13 protein-coding genes are annotated in these 13557 nt (G+C 62.3%); 3 read left to right on the top strand and 10 right to left on the bottom strand.

The annotated features are described in order from the left end of the window. From paaG to paaA, 6 genes are read right to left on the bottom strand one after another with little or no spacing between them, the layout of a single operon-like run. Positions 1-792 (bottom strand): 2-(1,2-epoxy-1,2-dihydrophenyl)acetyl-CoA isomerase PaaG, encoded by a 792-nt coding sequence (gene paaG / locus O0880_RS01840; RefSeq protein ID WP_289884744.1) that lies wholly within the window; start codon positions 790-792, stop codon positions 1-3. A 50-nt stretch (positions 793-842) separates the two neighbouring features. After that, positions 843-1922 carry a 1,2-phenylacetyl-CoA epoxidase subunit PaaE gene (gene paaE, locus O0880_RS01835; protein WP_289884743.1) on the bottom strand — a complete coding sequence of 360 codons (1080 nt, stop codon included), beginning with the start codon at positions 1920-1922 and terminating at the stop codon, positions 843-845. A gap of 39 nt (positions 1923-1961) precedes the next feature. Further along, a complete protein-coding gene (gene paaD, locus O0880_RS01830; RefSeq protein ID WP_071321930.1) occupies positions 1962-2489 on the bottom strand; it encodes a 1,2-phenylacetyl-CoA epoxidase subunit PaaD in 528 nt (175 codons plus the stop codon). Further along, positions 2489-3256, bottom strand: coding sequence for a 1,2-phenylacetyl-CoA epoxidase subunit PaaC (paaC, locus tag O0880_RS01825; protein ID WP_289884742.1), 768 nt, complete (start codon positions 3254-3256; stop codon positions 2489-2491). The genes paaD and paaC overlap by 1 nt, the downstream gene beginning before the upstream one ends. Next, positions 3256-3540: a 1,2-phenylacetyl-CoA epoxidase subunit PaaB gene (gene paaB / locus O0880_RS01820; protein ID WP_034746356.1), complete on the bottom strand. Its 285-nt coding sequence runs from the start codon at positions 3538-3540 to the stop codon at positions 3256-3258. Before paaB ends, paaC begins: the two co-directional genes overlap by 1 nt. A gap of 28 nt (positions 3541-3568) precedes the next feature. Continuing rightward, positions 3569-4558 (bottom strand): 1,2-phenylacetyl-CoA epoxidase subunit PaaA, encoded by a 990-nt coding sequence (gene paaA, locus O0880_RS01815; protein ID WP_289884740.1) that lies wholly within the window; start codon positions 4556-4558, stop codon positions 3569-3571. 224 nt (positions 4559-4782) lie between these two features. Here paaA and paaX point away from each other — a divergent pair, with 224 nt between their 5' ends. Continuing rightward, on the top strand, positions 4783-5712 hold the full coding sequence (gene paaX, locus O0880_RS01810; RefSeq protein WP_289884739.1) for a phenylacetic acid degradation operon negative regulatory protein PaaX: 930 nt from the start codon (positions 4783-4785) through the stop codon (positions 5710-5712). 155 nt (positions 5713-5867) lie between these two features. On the opposite strand, the gene O0880_RS01805 is transcribed toward paaX, so the two are convergent. Further along, positions 5868-6119 carry a hypothetical protein gene (locus tag O0880_RS01805; RefSeq protein WP_071321926.1) on the bottom strand — a complete coding sequence of 84 codons (252 nt, stop codon included), beginning with the start codon at positions 6117-6119 and terminating at the stop codon, positions 5868-5870. 142 nt (positions 6120-6261) lie between these two features. Between O0880_RS01805 and O0880_RS01800 the strand changes: the two genes are divergently transcribed. Beyond that, positions 6262-7386: a M14-type cytosolic carboxypeptidase gene (locus tag O0880_RS01800; protein ID WP_289884738.1), complete on the top strand. Its 1125-nt coding sequence runs from the start codon at positions 6262-6264 to the stop codon at positions 7384-7386. 52 nt (positions 7387-7438) lie between these two features. Here O0880_RS01800 and O0880_RS01795 read toward each other — a convergent pair whose 3' ends face one another. The 3 genes from O0880_RS01795 to pmbA form a co-directional block, all read right to left on the bottom strand. Beyond that, complete coding sequence (locus O0880_RS01795) at positions 7439-8758, bottom strand: aminotransferase class V-fold PLP-dependent enzyme (protein ID WP_289887267.1); 1320 nt, start codon at positions 8756-8758, stop codon at positions 7439-7441. 30 nt (positions 8759-8788) lie between these two features. Further along, complete coding sequence (locus O0880_RS01790; RefSeq protein ID WP_289884737.1) at positions 8789-11200, bottom strand: TonB-dependent receptor; 2412 nt, start codon at positions 11198-11200, stop codon at positions 8789-8791. Between the two features lie 251 nt (positions 11201-11451). Continuing rightward, positions 11452-12804 (bottom strand): metalloprotease PmbA, encoded by a 1353-nt coding sequence (gene pmbA / locus O0880_RS01785; protein ID WP_071321923.1) that lies wholly within the window; start codon positions 12802-12804, stop codon positions 11452-11454. Positions 12805-12900: 96 nt separating this feature from the next. On the opposite strand from pmbA, the gene yjgA reads away from it, so the two are divergent. After that, complete coding sequence (gene yjgA / locus O0880_RS01780; protein WP_071321922.1) at positions 12901-13500, top strand: ribosome biogenesis factor YjgA; 600 nt, start codon at positions 12901-12903, stop codon at positions 13498-13500. The last annotated feature ends 57 nt before the right edge of the window (positions 13501-13557 follow it).

Here is a 13557-nt window from a genome sequence, read left to right as displayed (position 1 = left end):
TCAGTGTCCCTTGAATTGCGGTGCGCGCTTTTCCATGAAGGCGGCCACGCCTTCGCGGTAATCATCGCTGTTACCGAGTTCGCTCATCATGCGCGCTTCCAGCGCCAGCTGCTGCGGCAGGGTGTTGGCGCCGCTGGCGGCCAGCGCCTGCTTGGTGAACGCCAGGCCCTTGGTAGGCGCCGTGGAAAAGTGCACGGCCAATTTCTGCGTTTCTTCCGCCAGCTGCGCGTCATCCACGCATTTCCAGATCAGGCCCCAGTCTTCCGCTTTTTCCGCCGTCAGTTTTTCACCGAGCATGGCCAGGCCCATGGCACGCGCGGAACCGATCAGGCGCGGCAGGAAGAAGGTGCCGCCCGTGTCCGGGATCAGGCCCAGCTTGCAGAACACCTCGACGAAGCTGGCCGACTTGCCGGCGATGACGATATCGCAGGCCAGGGCCAGGTTGGCGCCCGCGCCCGCCGCCACGCCATTGACGGCGCAGATCACGGGCATCGGCAAGGCCTTCAGGGCCAGCACCAGCGGCGCATAGTTTTTTTCCACCGACTCGCCCAGGTCCACGCCTTTCGAACCCGGCTCCACGGCGCGGTCGGACAAGTCCTGCCCCGCGCAAAAGCCGCGCCCCGCGCCCGTCAGCACGAAGACGCGCACGGCGCTGTCGGCGTTGACCTTGGCGATGGCGTCGCGCACTTCCTCGTGCATGGCCTGGGTAAAGCTATTGAGCTTGTCGGGGCGGTTCAGGGTGAGCGTGGCGATGCCCTGCTCGATGGTGAAGAGGATGTTTTGGTAGCTCATGGCGTCTCGCTTTTTAATGGGTACGGCAGGGCACCAGCCCTGCGCCGGCTTTATTCTGCCTGGTCAAAGTCGACGACGACCTTGTCGGTCAGCGGGAAGCTCTGGCAGCTGAGGACGAAACCGCGCGCCACTTCATAATCTTCCAGCGCATAGTTGACGTCCATCTCGACCTTGCCGTCGAGGATCTTGCAGCGGCAGGTGGAGCACACGCCGCCCTTGCACGAGTAGCGCATGTCGATGCCCTGACGCAGGCCGGCGTCGAGGATGGATTCCTTGTCCTTGTCCATCGTGAAGGTGGTGTGGTTGCCGTCCATGATGACGGTCACTTCCGTTTCCTGCACGACGCCCGCGTCCAGCTGGGCGCGCGGCTTGTGGGCGTTTTTCGGGATGCTGGCGGCGAACAGTTCGATCTTGATATTCTGCTTCGGCATGCCGGCCGCCTGCAGGGCGGCGGAGACGCCCAGCATCATGTCTTCCGGGCCGCAGATGAAGGCGTTGTCGTAGTCCTCGACCTTGATCCAGTGCTGCAGGAACTGCTCGCATTTTTCCTGCGTGATGCGGCCGTTGAACAATTCGATGTCCTGCTGCTCGCGGCTCATCACATACACGAGGTTCAGGCGCTCCAGGTACACATCCTTCAAGTCCGTCAATTCTTCCTTGAAGATGACGGAGGACGAGGCGCGGTTGCCGTAAAACAGCGTGAAACGGCTCAGGGGTTCCGTCAGCAAGGTGGTCTTGATGATGGAGAGGATGGGCGTGATGCCGCTGCCGGCCGCGAAAGCCAGGTAGTGCTTGCGGTTGACGCAGTCGAGCGGCACGTTGAAGTGACCCATGGGCGGCATCACCTCGATGGTGGCGCCCGCTTTCAGGGTGTCGTTGGCCCAGGTCGAAAAAGCGCCGCCCGGCGTGCGCTTGATGGCCACACGCAGGGTGCCGTCTTGCACCGCCGAGCAGATCGAATACGAGCGGCGCACGTCTTCCGCATTGATATTGGCGCGCAGGGTCAGGTGCTGGCCCTGCTGGAAGCGGAACTGCTGTTCCAGCTCGGCCGGCACGGCGAACGTGACGGCGATGGTGTCGCGCGTTTCATTGCGCACGTTTGCCACGGACAGCGGATAAAATTTACTCATGCTTCATCTCCAGTTTCTTCGTGCCTTGTTTTAGCGTGGCTAGTGGCACTTGAAGTAATCAAACGGTTCGCGGCAGTCGAGACATTTGTACAGGGCCTTGCACGGCGTGGAGCCGAACTGGCTGGTCAGCTGCGTATGCGTCGAGCCGCAGTTCGGGCAGATCACGTCCAGCCTTGGCATGGCCTGGCGCTTGACGCCACCACGCAAGCCGCTGATGTCGATCACCTGCTGCTGCGGCGGGGCGATGCCATAGCCTTGCAGCTTGACCTTGCCCGCCTCGCTCATCCAGTCCGTGGTCCACGCAGGCGACAGCTGGTTCACCAGGGTCACCTTGGCCACGCCGTGGCTGCGCAAGGCATCCGTGACGGCATCGGCGATCACCTGCATGGCGGGACAGCCCGAATACGTGGGCGTGATCGTCACGATGCACGCATCGCCGTCCGTGACTTCGACGGCGCGCACGATGCCCAGGTCCACCACTGAAATGACGGGGATTTCCGGATCCGGCACGTCGCCGAGCCAGGCCCAGACCTGGGCGGCGTCCAGCGCTGCCGTGGCCGTGTTCATTACCACTCCGCCCCGGGATAGGCGCGCTGCAGGAACTGCATCTCGGCCAGGATAAAGCCCAGGTGCTCCGTGTGCGTGCCCTGCTTGCCGCCCTTTTGCATCCAGGCGTCCGGCGCCGGCATGGCCAGGGTGGCTTCGGCGAAGATCTCGGCCACGTGCTCGAGGAAAGCCTGGCGCAGGATGTCGGACGGTGGTGCGATGCCGGCGGCGACCATGGCCTGATCGACGGCGTCGTACTTGAACATCTCGCCCGTGTACATCCACAGCGCATCGGCCGCGGCCTGCGTTTTCGCGTGGCTTTGCTCCGTGCCGTCGCCGAGGCGCACAACAAGATCGCCGCTGCGGCGCAGGTGATACGTGACTTCCTTGATCGACTTCTGCGCCACTTCGACGATGCGCGCGTCAGCCGATTTCGTCAGTTCCAGCAGCTGGAAGTAGTGCCAGGTGTCGAAGAAGAACTGGCGCATCATGGTGTCGGCGTAATTGCCGTTCGGCTGCTCGACCAGCAGGCAGTTCTTGAAGTCGTGGGCGTCGCGCAGGAAGGCGATATCGTCCTCGTCGCGCCCCGCGTTTTCCAGTTCGGCCGCATAGTTGAACCACAAGCGCGTCTGGCCCAGCAGGTCCAGCGCCACGTTGGTCAGCGCCATGTCTTCTTCCAGCGCCGGGCCCTTGCCGCACAGCTGCGACAGCTGCTGGCTGAGGACCAGGGCGTTGTCGCCCAGGCGCAGGAGGTAATTGACCTTGTCATCCATCGCAGGCGCTCCCATCACAGGTTCTTGACTTCTTCCGGCATCGGGAAGAAGGTGGGGTGACGGTACACCTTGCTGTTCGATGGTTCGAACAGCGCGCCCTTGTCGCCGGGGCTGCTGGCGACGATGTCGGCTGCGCGCACCACCCAGATGCTCACGCCCTCATTGCGGCGCGTGTAGACGTCGCGCGCATGGTTGACCGCCATGGTGGCGTCGGAAGCGTGCAGGCTGCCCACATGCTTGTGTGCCAGCCCGTGCTGGCTGCGGATGAAAACTTCCCACAATGGCCATTCTTTGCTCATGTTGCTCTCCCCTATCTGTCTTATCTGTTTACGCTGCCGCTTTGTTAGCGGCTTGCTTGTCTGCATACGCGACCAAGGCATCGCGGAACCATTCGCCGTCCTCATACGCTTTCACGCGCGTTTGCAGGCGCTCGCGGTTGCACGGGCCATTGCCCTTCAAGACATTGTTGAACTCGGACCAGTCGATCTCGCCGAATTCGTAGTGGCCCGTTTCGGCATTGAATTTCAGGTCGGGGTCGGGCACGGTCAGGCCCAGGTATTCGATTTGCGGCACGGTCTGGTCGACCATGCGCTGGCGCAACTCATCGTTCGAAAACAGCTTGATGCGCCATTGCGCCGATTGGGCGCTGTTGACGGAAGCGGCGTCGGACGGGCCGAACATCATCAGCGAAGGCCACCACCAGCGGTTCAGCGCATCCTGCGCCATGGCTTTCTGCGCGGGCGTGCCCTTGCACAGCGACATCATGATGTCGTAACCCTGGCGCGCATGGAACGATTCTTCCTTGCAGACGCGGATCATGGCGCGTGCATACGGGCCATACGAGCAGCGGCACAGGGGAATCTGGTTGATGATGGCGGAACCGTCGACCAGCCAGCCGATGGCGCCCATGTCGGCCCACGACAGGGTCGGATAGTTAAAGATGCTGGAATACTTGGCTTTGCCTGAGTGCAAGGCAGCCAGCAGCTCGTCGCGCGAGACACCGAGAGTTTCCGCGGCGCTGTACAGGTACAGGCCGTGGCCCGCTTCGTCCTGGATCTTCGCCAGCAGGATGGACTTGCGCTTCAGGGTAGGCGCGCGCGTGACCCAGTTACCCTCAGGCAATTGACCGACGATTTCCGAGTGGGCGTGCTGCGAAATCTGGCGGATCAGGGTCTTGCGGTAGGCGTCCGGCATCCAGTCCTTGGCTTCGATCTTGATGCCTTCGTCGATGCGCGCCTGAAAAGCGCGTTCTTCCGATCCCATGTCGTCGATCGAGCGGACGTTTTTGAGGCCGGTTTCAACCATTTGTGCGTACATGATGTGTCTCCCATGTCGTGTTTCTTTGCTATAGCGCAAAGCGATACACGGATAATACGATACATAAAACGATTTGCATACACTTGATTTGAATCATTTCATAAATCCGTATCTTATGAGCCTTTTACGGAGGTATGATGTGAAAAAATAGTCCACGCCCCGGCGCATGGCAAAGTAAACTGCTGCTTTTATTGAAACGACCAATACGGCCAGACCAGGACCACATGAAGAACACCGCTTGCAGCGCATGGATAGCCGCCTTCCTCGCCACCGACCCGCCCCGCTCGAAGTCGCTGGTGATGACGATTTTCGGCGATGCCATCGTGCCGCGCGGCGGCGCCATCTGGCTCGGCAGCCTGATCGAATTGCTGGCGCCGTTCGGCGTCAACGACCGCTTGCTGCGCACCAGCGTGTTCCGCCTGGCGCAGGAAGGCTGGCTCAGCTCGCAAAGGGATGGCCGCCGCAGCGCCTATACGATACGTCCCGACGCGCTGGCCCGCTTCGAGCGCGCCTACCGCCGCATCTATGCGCCGCTGGTCGCGCACTGGGATGGCAGCTGGACACTGGTGATCGGCCCGGCCGGCAGCATCGGCGCCGCCGAACGGGGCGCCCTGCGCAAGGAATTGCTGTGGGCTGGCTATGGCTTGATCGCGCCCGGCATCTTCGGCCATCCGGCCAGCAATGCGGAAGCGCTCGAGGATATCCTCGCGCGCAACGAAGTGCAGGGCAAGCTGTATGTGTGCCACACCACAGAATTGCCGGGCGTCAGTACGCGCCCGCTGCGCGACATGGTGGGCGAATGCTGGGATTTGTCGGAAGTGATGGCCGGCTATGAAAAATTCATCGCCAGCTTCCAGCCGCTGCTGACCTTGCTGCAAGACAACCCCGTGTTCGACGCCGAACAAGCGTTCGTCATCCGCTCACTGTTGACGCACGCCTACCGCCGCGTGCAATTGCACGATCCGCAACTGCCCGTCGAGCTGCTGCCCGAACCGTGGCCCGGCACGCAGGCCTACGCGCTGGCGCGCGCGCTGTACCGCATCACGTATGCGGCCGCCGAGGAGCATATCCTGGCCACCCTGCGGCGCGAGGATGCGCAGGCGCCCGATGTGGAGCCGTGGTTCTACGAACGTTTCGGCGGGTTGAACACCTGAGAAAACGTCCATGGCGGCGTTGCAGGGCCCGGGCCTACGTTTGTGCTGCCTGCGGCCCTGCGCCGGGCCCCGAACATTTTGCAGGCGTTCGGCAGGCGTGCAGCAACAGGCGCTGATTAATCAGACGATTCATCAGACGATTCATCAGACGCTCATTACTTGACGACGACCTGTTTCGCCCCGGCCAGCAAATCCTGCCCCAGCTTTTCCAGCGCATTGGCCTGCACCAGCATGGTGTCGAGGATGGCGGCATTGAAGGTGAATTCGGCCGGCGTCGTGTAGCCGGGAAAGCGCAGGATGCGCAGCAATTCCTGCAAGGTCGTGCCCTTGCCCAGGTGCGCCAGCGCGTCGCTGAGGGCGCTGACTTTCTTTTCCAGCTCGCGTATGTGTTTACCGTTGTCGTCCATGATGATCTCCCGATGTTCGAGCTATCACCTTAGCAAAGCGCATCGCGCGTCGTTTGCGCCAGCACAAAGACGCAGACAAAACAGGTATCATCGCGCCATTGCACACGATGCAAAACCTCTCTTGTTTTTATCAGGAACACTCATGACCATTAAAATCAGCCAGCAATTCGATGCCGGCGCGATCGAAGTGCTGCGCGCCGACGATGCCCAATCCATCGAGCTGAACATTCGCAAGGATTCCCACGCCGACATCACGCAGTGGTTTTATTTCCGCCTGCAAGGCGCACAGGGCGAGGCGTGCACGATCCGCTTCATGAATGCAGGCAAGTCGGCCTACCCGGACGGCTGGAAGGATTACCAGGCTGTCGCCAGCTACGACCGCGAAACGTGGTTCCGCGTGCCGACCAGCTTTGACGGCACCGTGATGACCATCGCGCACACGCCGGAAGAGGAAAGCGTGTACTACGCCTATTTCGAACCGTACCCATGGGACCGCCACCTGGCCCTGATCGACAGCGCGCAAGCGTCGCCGCTGGTGCGATTGATCGACCTGGGCAGCACGGTGGAAGGCCGCGACATGAATCTGCTGGTGGTCGGCGATGCCGATGCCGAGAAGAAAGTCTGGGTCATTGCGCGCCAGCACCCGGGCGAGACGATGGCCGAATGGTTTGTCGAAGGCATGCTCGAGGCGCTGCTGGACCAGGCCAATCCATTTGCCCGCCAATGCCTGCAAGACGCCGTCTTCTACGTGGTGCCGAACATGAACCCGGATGGTTCCGTGCATGGCAACCTGCGCACCAACGCGGCCGGCGCCAACCTGAACCGCGAATGGATGACGCCGACGATGGAGCGCAGCCCAGAAGTGTTCCTGGTGAAACAGAAGATGCATGAAATCGGCTGCGACCTGTTCCTCGACGTGCATGGCGACGAAGGTTTGCCGTACGTGTTCGTGGCCGGCAGCGATGCGCTGGAAAACTTCACGCCAGCACAAAAAGCCGAGCAAGACCGCTTCATCGCCGACTTCAAGGTGGCCAGCCCCGACTTCCAGGATGAACACGGCTATGAAGACGGCCCGTTCACGCCGGAAGTGCTGACCATGGGTTCGCCCCACATCACCCACGCCTTCGGCTGCCTGTCGCTGACCCTGGAACTGCCGTTCAAGGACAACGCCAACGATCCGGACCCGCAAACGGGCTGGAGCGGTGCCCGCAGCGCCGCCCTGGGAGCTGCCGTGCTGCAACCGATCCTGGCTACCCTGCGCGCCTAAGCCTCACCGCCGTCACCCGGCCCGCCCCTCGCAGACGGGCCGCGCTCTTCTCTCAGCCTTTCGCCACCTGGCGCAAGGCCTCCACCAGCTTGTCCAGGTGCGACTCGGGCGTAAAGATGCCTGGCGTCACGCGCAGGCAAGCGCCGGAAGCGAGACCGTCGCGCGGCACGGCAAAGATGCCGTGTTCCTGCACCAGTTTTTTCGACAAGGCAAAGTTATCGGCCACGCTCGTCCTGCCCTTCAGGCGGAACGACGCGATGGCGCTCGTCAGGCGCGGGTCGCTTGAGGCCAGCACCTCGATGCCGTCGATGCCGCGCGCCGCGTCCACCCAGCGGTTGCGCAATAGCCGCAGCCGCGCCTGCTTGTTGGCCACGCCGATGTGCGCATGCAAGTCCAGCGCCGTCGGCAAGCTCAGGTAGGCAGCGAAATTGACCGTGCCCGTGTGCACGCGCGTGCGGATATCCTCTCCCGCCGTTTCTCCCATATACGGGTCGATATCGGCCACCCTGCCCCGCTTGATGTAGGCGGCGCCCACGCCCACGGGCGCACCTATCCATTTGTGCAGGTTGATGCCGGCAAAGTCCGCCTGCAGGTCGGGAATCGTCATGCCCAGCTGGCCGAAACCATGCGCCGTATCGACGATGACATCGATACCCCGCTCGCGCGCCAGGCGGCTGATTTCGGCGACGGGCAAGACCATGCCGTTGCGGTGATTCACATGCGTGAGCAGCATCAGCTTCAGCTTGGGATGACGGTCCATGGCGGCCACATAGGCGGCAACGACGTTGTCATGCGTAAACGGTTCTGGTATGGCAATCGATACCACGTCGGCGCCGCGCCGCTGCCTGAGCCAGCGCATGACGGTGATCATATTGTCGTAATCGATGTCCGCGTACAGCACCGTATCGCCGGGCTGCAAGCGGTTGTAGCCGGCGATCAGCACTTGCAGTGCTTCCGTGGCGCCCCGCGTCAGCACGATTTCATCGGTAGCCACGCCCAGCGCCTTCGCCGCCGCCGCGCGCGCCGCCTCGAAATCGGCGGGAAAACGCATGCGTGCATACCAAGCGTTGTCGCGGTTGACCATGGCCAGTTGCTGCTCGTAATGTGCCAGCACGGGCCTGGCCATCGAACCCCAGAAGGCGTTATCGAGTTGCACGACCGCATCGGTCGTGTCGTATTGCGCGGCCACGGCTTGCCAGTAAGCCTGGTCTGTTGCCAGCATGTCCGGCATGGTGCCGGGCGCAACCGTTGGCAGCGGCGGCAAGGCGGCCGCCAGCGGCGCGGCGCCGGCGGCGCCCGCAGCGCTGGCGGCAAACGGCAGTGCCGCCGCCAGCGAACCGGCGCACAGCAGCGCGCGGCGTTGAGGATTCATTTTCAAAAAGTGCCCCTTAGAATGTGACGCTTAGAACTTCACTTTATATTCCACATACAGGTTGCGGCCATCCGTGTCGTACGGCGCATTACGCGAGTAAATCAGACCGCGGCTGGCCTGGAACGTTGCCTCATCGGGATACTTGTCCAGCACATTGTCGACGCCCACGCGCAGCGACTGCTGCTCGCTGATCTTGTAGCTGGCGGCCAGGTCGAGAAATTGCATGGCGCCGAAGCGCTGGAAGATATCGCCCGTGGCATTGCCGGAATTGTCCGTCCAGGCGCCATAGTAGCGCACGCGGGCCAGGGTATTCCAGCTGCCGAGATCATAGTTTGCGCTGATGGTGGCCTTCTGGCGCGGCAGGCGCTCTTCGAACACTTGCCGCTGGGCAGGATTGGTGACCAGGCTGGACTTGCCGCCATCGACTTGCGTCGTGTTGTAGTTGTAGGCGAGAGTCAGGTTCAGCTTGCCGTCGCCGATGCGGCTCAGGTGGCTGCCGACGATATCGATGCCGCGCGTGGTGGTGTCGAAGTCGTTCGTGAAATAGCTGACGGAGGTGTAGCGCAGCGGGTTGGCCACGCCGGCCGGCACGGCGAACGCGGCGGACGTGCTGAAGCGGTCGCTGACCTTGATGTCATACACGTCGACGGAACCGGAAAAACCGGCCGGCGTCTTCCATGTAAAGCCCAGCGACAGGTTCTTCGATTTTTCGGGTTTCAGCGCCTGCGCGCCGAGCAGGATGGCCAGCGGATCGTTATTCGCCAGGCGGCCGCTGGTAAACAGCAGCAAGGTCTTGGTATCGAGGCCCTGATTCGTGCTGTTGGTATTCGACTGGCCCGGCGTCGGCGCGCGGAAGCCCGTCGAGTAGGAGCCGCGCAAGGCGAAGTTCTCGCTCAGCGCGTAGCGGGCCGACAACTTGCCGTTGACGGTGCTGCCGAATTCCGAAAAATGCTCATAGCGGGCCGCGCCGCCCACGCTCCAGGCGCGGCTCAACGGCACTTCCACGTCCAGGTAGGCCGCATAGCTGTCCTGGCCCCAGCTGCCCGCCTGGCGGTCGCTGAAACCGGGGGCGCCGTTGGCGTTCGCATCGAGGCCGATGGCCGCGCCCGGTCCCACCAGGTAGGACGCCGCATCGCCGGCGCGCACGCCATAGGTTTCGTTGCGCGCTTCCGCGCCAAACGCGATATTGACGGGCTGCGGCAAGGAGGCCACCGGTAATTCGTAGTTGAAATTGGCGTTGAGGATCTTTTCCGCCTGCGACAGCTGGCCCAGGTAAAACGCCGTAGGACTGGTCGGCCCCATCGAGGCATTGATGGAATTGGCCAAGTGGTAATCGATGCGGTTGCGGCCGTAGGACGCGCTCACATCCCAGCCGAAGCGGTCGTTGAAGCGGCCGCGCACGCCGGCCACCACTTGCAGGTCGTCCTGGTCATTGGAATAGCTGGGGCTGAAACCGAGCGGATAGATGCTGCGCAAGTCCCAGCCGGGAAACAGGCTGCTGGTCTTGTACGCGCCCGTGCTCGTGTCCGGGTTGCGCCAGTTGAAGTCCGAGGTGCCGTCGCTGCGGCTGAACAGGCCAAAGCCGTACAGCTCCGTGGTGTCGGACAGGGCCATGCTGGCATTGAAGCCGAGGCGCTTGCTGTCGAGTTCAGGCTGGCCCCAGCGCTGCACGGGATTCGGCACCTTCAGCTCCGGATGCGCGTTCTGGAAAGCAATGGCGTCGGCCCGCTGGCGCGTGCGCGAAGTGGGGTCGGACTTGGCCAGCGCGCCGAAAATCGTCGCCTTGCCCGTCTCGCCAAACGTAAAGCCCGTTTTCAGGTTGAGCTCGTTACCCTTGCCATCGCCTTCCGAGTATTGCGAATGGTGCACGGAGAGTTCCGTGCCCAGCGTATCGTCGAGGATGATGTTGATCACGCCCGCGATCGCATCGGAACCATACTGGGCCGAGGCACCGTCGCGCAACACCTCGATGCGCTTGATGGCGGACACGGGAATCTGCGCCAGGTCGGCCGCCTGCGCGCCGCGCGCGCCGAGCAGGGCACTGCGGTGGAAACGCTTGCCGTTGACCAGCACCAGGGTCTGGTCCGGCGACAGGCCGCGCAAGGTTGCAGGACGCACGAAGACTTGCCCATCGGCCATCGGCAAACGCTGTACCACGTACGACGGTACGAGTTGCGCCAGCACATCGTTCAAGTCCGACGACTCGACGGCGCCGATATCTTCGCGGTTGAACACATCGACGGGCGCCATGGTGTCGAACTGCGTGCGGTTGCTGCCGCGCGTGCCCGTGACGATCACGGCTTGCGGCGCCTCAAGGGCATCGCCGGCGGACGCGGAAACGGCGGGCGCACCGCCATCGGCATGCACCTGGCTGGCGAAGACGGCGTGCATGGCACACAACAGGGCCACCGCGCGGGCGATGCGGGTACGGGAGTAGGTCATGGAAAGAGTCACTATGCAGGATTGGATCAACAACGACGCGTGATGGGCAAGATTCGCATCTTGCATGAAATATCACGAAGTTCGGCCTACTTACATTAAAAGCATCTAATTTGCGCAAATAACGTCAGATGGCGCCATCATACGAAGCGAATATTTCACCCGTATGACGCCAGGATCACGGAGCAGAAAGCACGCGGACAAGAAAAAAGGCGCCCACGGCGCCTTGTTGCGGAAGGAGGAGCTGGCAGCGCTCAGCCGCCGGCCACCACCATGCTCTCGATGAGGATGGAACCCGTCTGCTTGGTGCCGCGGCGCAACACGTCGGCGCCGACGGCGACGATATTGCGCAGCATGTCCTTCATGTTGCCGGCAATGGTGATTTCTTCCACCGGGTATTGAATCACGCCATTTTCCACCCAGAAGCCGGAGGCGCCGCGCGAATAGTCGCCCGTCACATAATTGGTTCCTTGCCCCATCAGTTCCGTCACCAGCAAGCCCGTGCCCAGCTTTTTCAGCATGGCGACGAAATCGTCGGTGGCGGCCGTGCGGGACGACGTCAGGTAGAGATTGTGCGAACCGCCCGCGTTGCCCGTCGTCTGCATGCCCAGCTTGCGGGCCGTATAGGTCGACAGGAAATACCCTTGCACCACGCCATCCTTGACTACGTCGCGGCTGACGGTCTTCACGCCCTCCTCATCGAACGGCGCCGAACCGACGCCGCCGATCACATGCGGATCCTCGAAGATCTGCAGGTGATCGGGCAGCACCTGCGTGCCCAGGGAATCGAGCAGGAAAGTGGACTTGCGGTACAGCGCGCCGCCCGAGGTCGCTTGCACATAGGTACCCAGCAAACCGGCCGCCAACGGCGCCTCGAACAGCACGGGACAGGTGCGCGTGCCCAGCTTGCGCGCATTCAGGCGCGACAGCGCGCGTTCGGCGGCATAGCGGCCGATGGCTTCCGGGCTCGACATTTTCGATGCATCGCGCACGGACGAATACCAGTCGTCGCGCTGCATCTTCGCGCCCTTGCCGGCGATGGGCGCCACGGACAGCGTGTGGCGCGAAAACGGGTAGCCGCCGATGAAGCCGCGCGAATTGGCGGAAACGAAATGCGATTGCTGCACGTGCACGCCGGCGCCTTCGCTGTTCGTGATGCGCGGGTCGACGGCAAACGCGGCCGCTTCGGCCCGCTGGGCCAGCACGACAGCTTCCTCGGCGGAAATGAGCCACGGATAGAACAGCTGCAGGTCGCGGGGCGCCATTTCCAGCAGCTCGGCATCGGCCAGGCCCGCGCAATCGTCCTCGGCCGTGAAGCGGGCGATGTTGTAGGCGGCATCCACGGTGGCGCGCAGGGCCGACGGCGAAAAGTCGGACGTGCTGGCATTGCCACGCTTCTTGCCGACAAACACGGTCACGCCCATGCCCTTGTCCTTGTTTTGCTCGATCGTCTCGATCTTGCCTTTTCGTACAGAAACAGACAGGCCACCGCCTTCGCTGACTTCGACGGCGGCGTCGGTGCCGCCCGCTTCCCGCGCAAAAGACAACACATCACGGGCAAGTTGCTTCAATTGCTCTTGGCTATGGGTAAATACGGAGTCGTTCATGTGCTGTTTTCTTCGGAAAGCCGCTAAAAAGGTTATCATAGCAGTCGTTTACAGTTTACAGGAGCGGTCCACAAGTCCTCTCCCGCCTTATATATCATGCCAAATCCAAACCGGGGAGCTTGCGGCTTCCAATCGTCCGAATTCGAACAGGAATATGAACGTCCGTCGAAATCGGAACTCAAGCGCCAGATGACCGTCCTGCAAAAGCTGGGCGAAGAACTCGTCAATGAAGCACGCGACCGCGTCAAGCGCGTCCCGATGCCGGAAGACGTACGCGACGCCATCCTCGAATGCCAGCTGATCAAGGATCACGAAGGCCGCCGCCGCCAGCTGCAATACGTGGGCAAGAAGATGCGCACCCTGGATGAGGAAGAAGTTGCCGCCATCCAACGCACCATTGATAGCTGGAAAGGCTTGTCGAAAGCCGACACGGCCGCCATGCACGCGATGGAACGCCGCCGCGACAAGCTCTTGACGGATGACAAAGCCCTGACCGTCTTGCTGTCGGAAAACCCGGAACTGGACGTGCAGCACCTGCGCACCCTGATCCGCAATGCCCGCAAGGAGCAGGCCGAGAACAAGCCGCCAAAAGCCTACCGCGAAATCTTCCAGATCCTGAAACAGATCGCCAAGAAGCAAAACGGCGGCAAGGATGATGCTGACGAAGATGGCGTTGAGCAAGAAGACGACGAATAATCGGCCGTCCGAAACGCAGGGATGGACAAAAAACCGGGATAATCCCGGTTTTATTGT

It is taken from the genome of Janthinobacterium sp. SUN118 (assembly GCF_030397695.1).
Classification (GTDB): domain Bacteria; phylum Pseudomonadota; class Gammaproteobacteria; order Burkholderiales; family Burkholderiaceae_D; genus Janthinobacterium.
Note: the sequence above shows the minus strand (reverse complement) of the source record. Positions and strands in the feature narration are given on the sequence as shown.

Coding starts and splice junctions, on each gene's coding strand:
- paaG (WP_289884744.1), bottom strand. CDS start 792: ATGAGCTACCAAAACATCCTCTTCACCATCGAGCAGGGCATCGCCACG.
- paaE (WP_289884743.1), bottom strand. CDS start 1,922: ATGAGTAAATTTTATCCGCTGTCCGTGGCAAACGTGCGCAATGAAACG.
- paaD (WP_071321930.1), bottom strand. CDS start 2,489: ATGAACACGGCCACGGCAGCGCTGGACGCCGCCCAGGTCTGGGCCTGG.
- paaC (WP_289884742.1), bottom strand. CDS start 3,256: ATGGGAGCGCCTGCGATGGATGACAAGGTCAATTACCTCCTGCGCCTG.
- paaB (WP_034746356.1), bottom strand. CDS start 3,540: ATGAGCAAAGAATGGCCATTGTGGGAAGTTTTCATCCGCAGCCAGCAC.
- paaA (WP_289884740.1), bottom strand. CDS start 4,558: ATGTACGCACAAATGGTTGAAACCGGCCTCAAAAACGTCCGCTCGATC.
- paaX (WP_289884739.1), top strand. CDS start 4,783: ATGAAGAACACCGCTTGCAGCGCATGGATAGCCGCCTTCCTCGCCACC.
- O0880_RS01805 (WP_071321926.1), bottom strand. CDS start 6,119: ATGGACGACAACGGTAAACACATACGCGAGCTGGAAAAGAAAGTCAGC.
- O0880_RS01800 (WP_289884738.1), top strand. CDS start 6,262: ATGACCATTAAAATCAGCCAGCAATTCGATGCCGGCGCGATCGAAGTG.
- O0880_RS01795 (WP_289887267.1), bottom strand. CDS start 8,758: ATGAATCCTCAACGCCGCGCGCTGCTGTGCGCCGGTTCGCTGGCGGCG.
- O0880_RS01790 (WP_289884737.1), bottom strand. CDS start 11,200: ATGACCTACTCCCGTACCCGCATCGCCCGCGCGGTGGCCCTGTTGTGT.
- pmbA (WP_071321923.1), bottom strand. CDS start 12,804: ATGAACGACTCCGTATTTACCCATAGCCAAGAGCAATTGAAGCAACTT.
- yjgA (WP_071321922.1), top strand. CDS start 12,901: ATGCCAAATCCAAACCGGGGAGCTTGCGGCTTCCAATCGTCCGAATTC.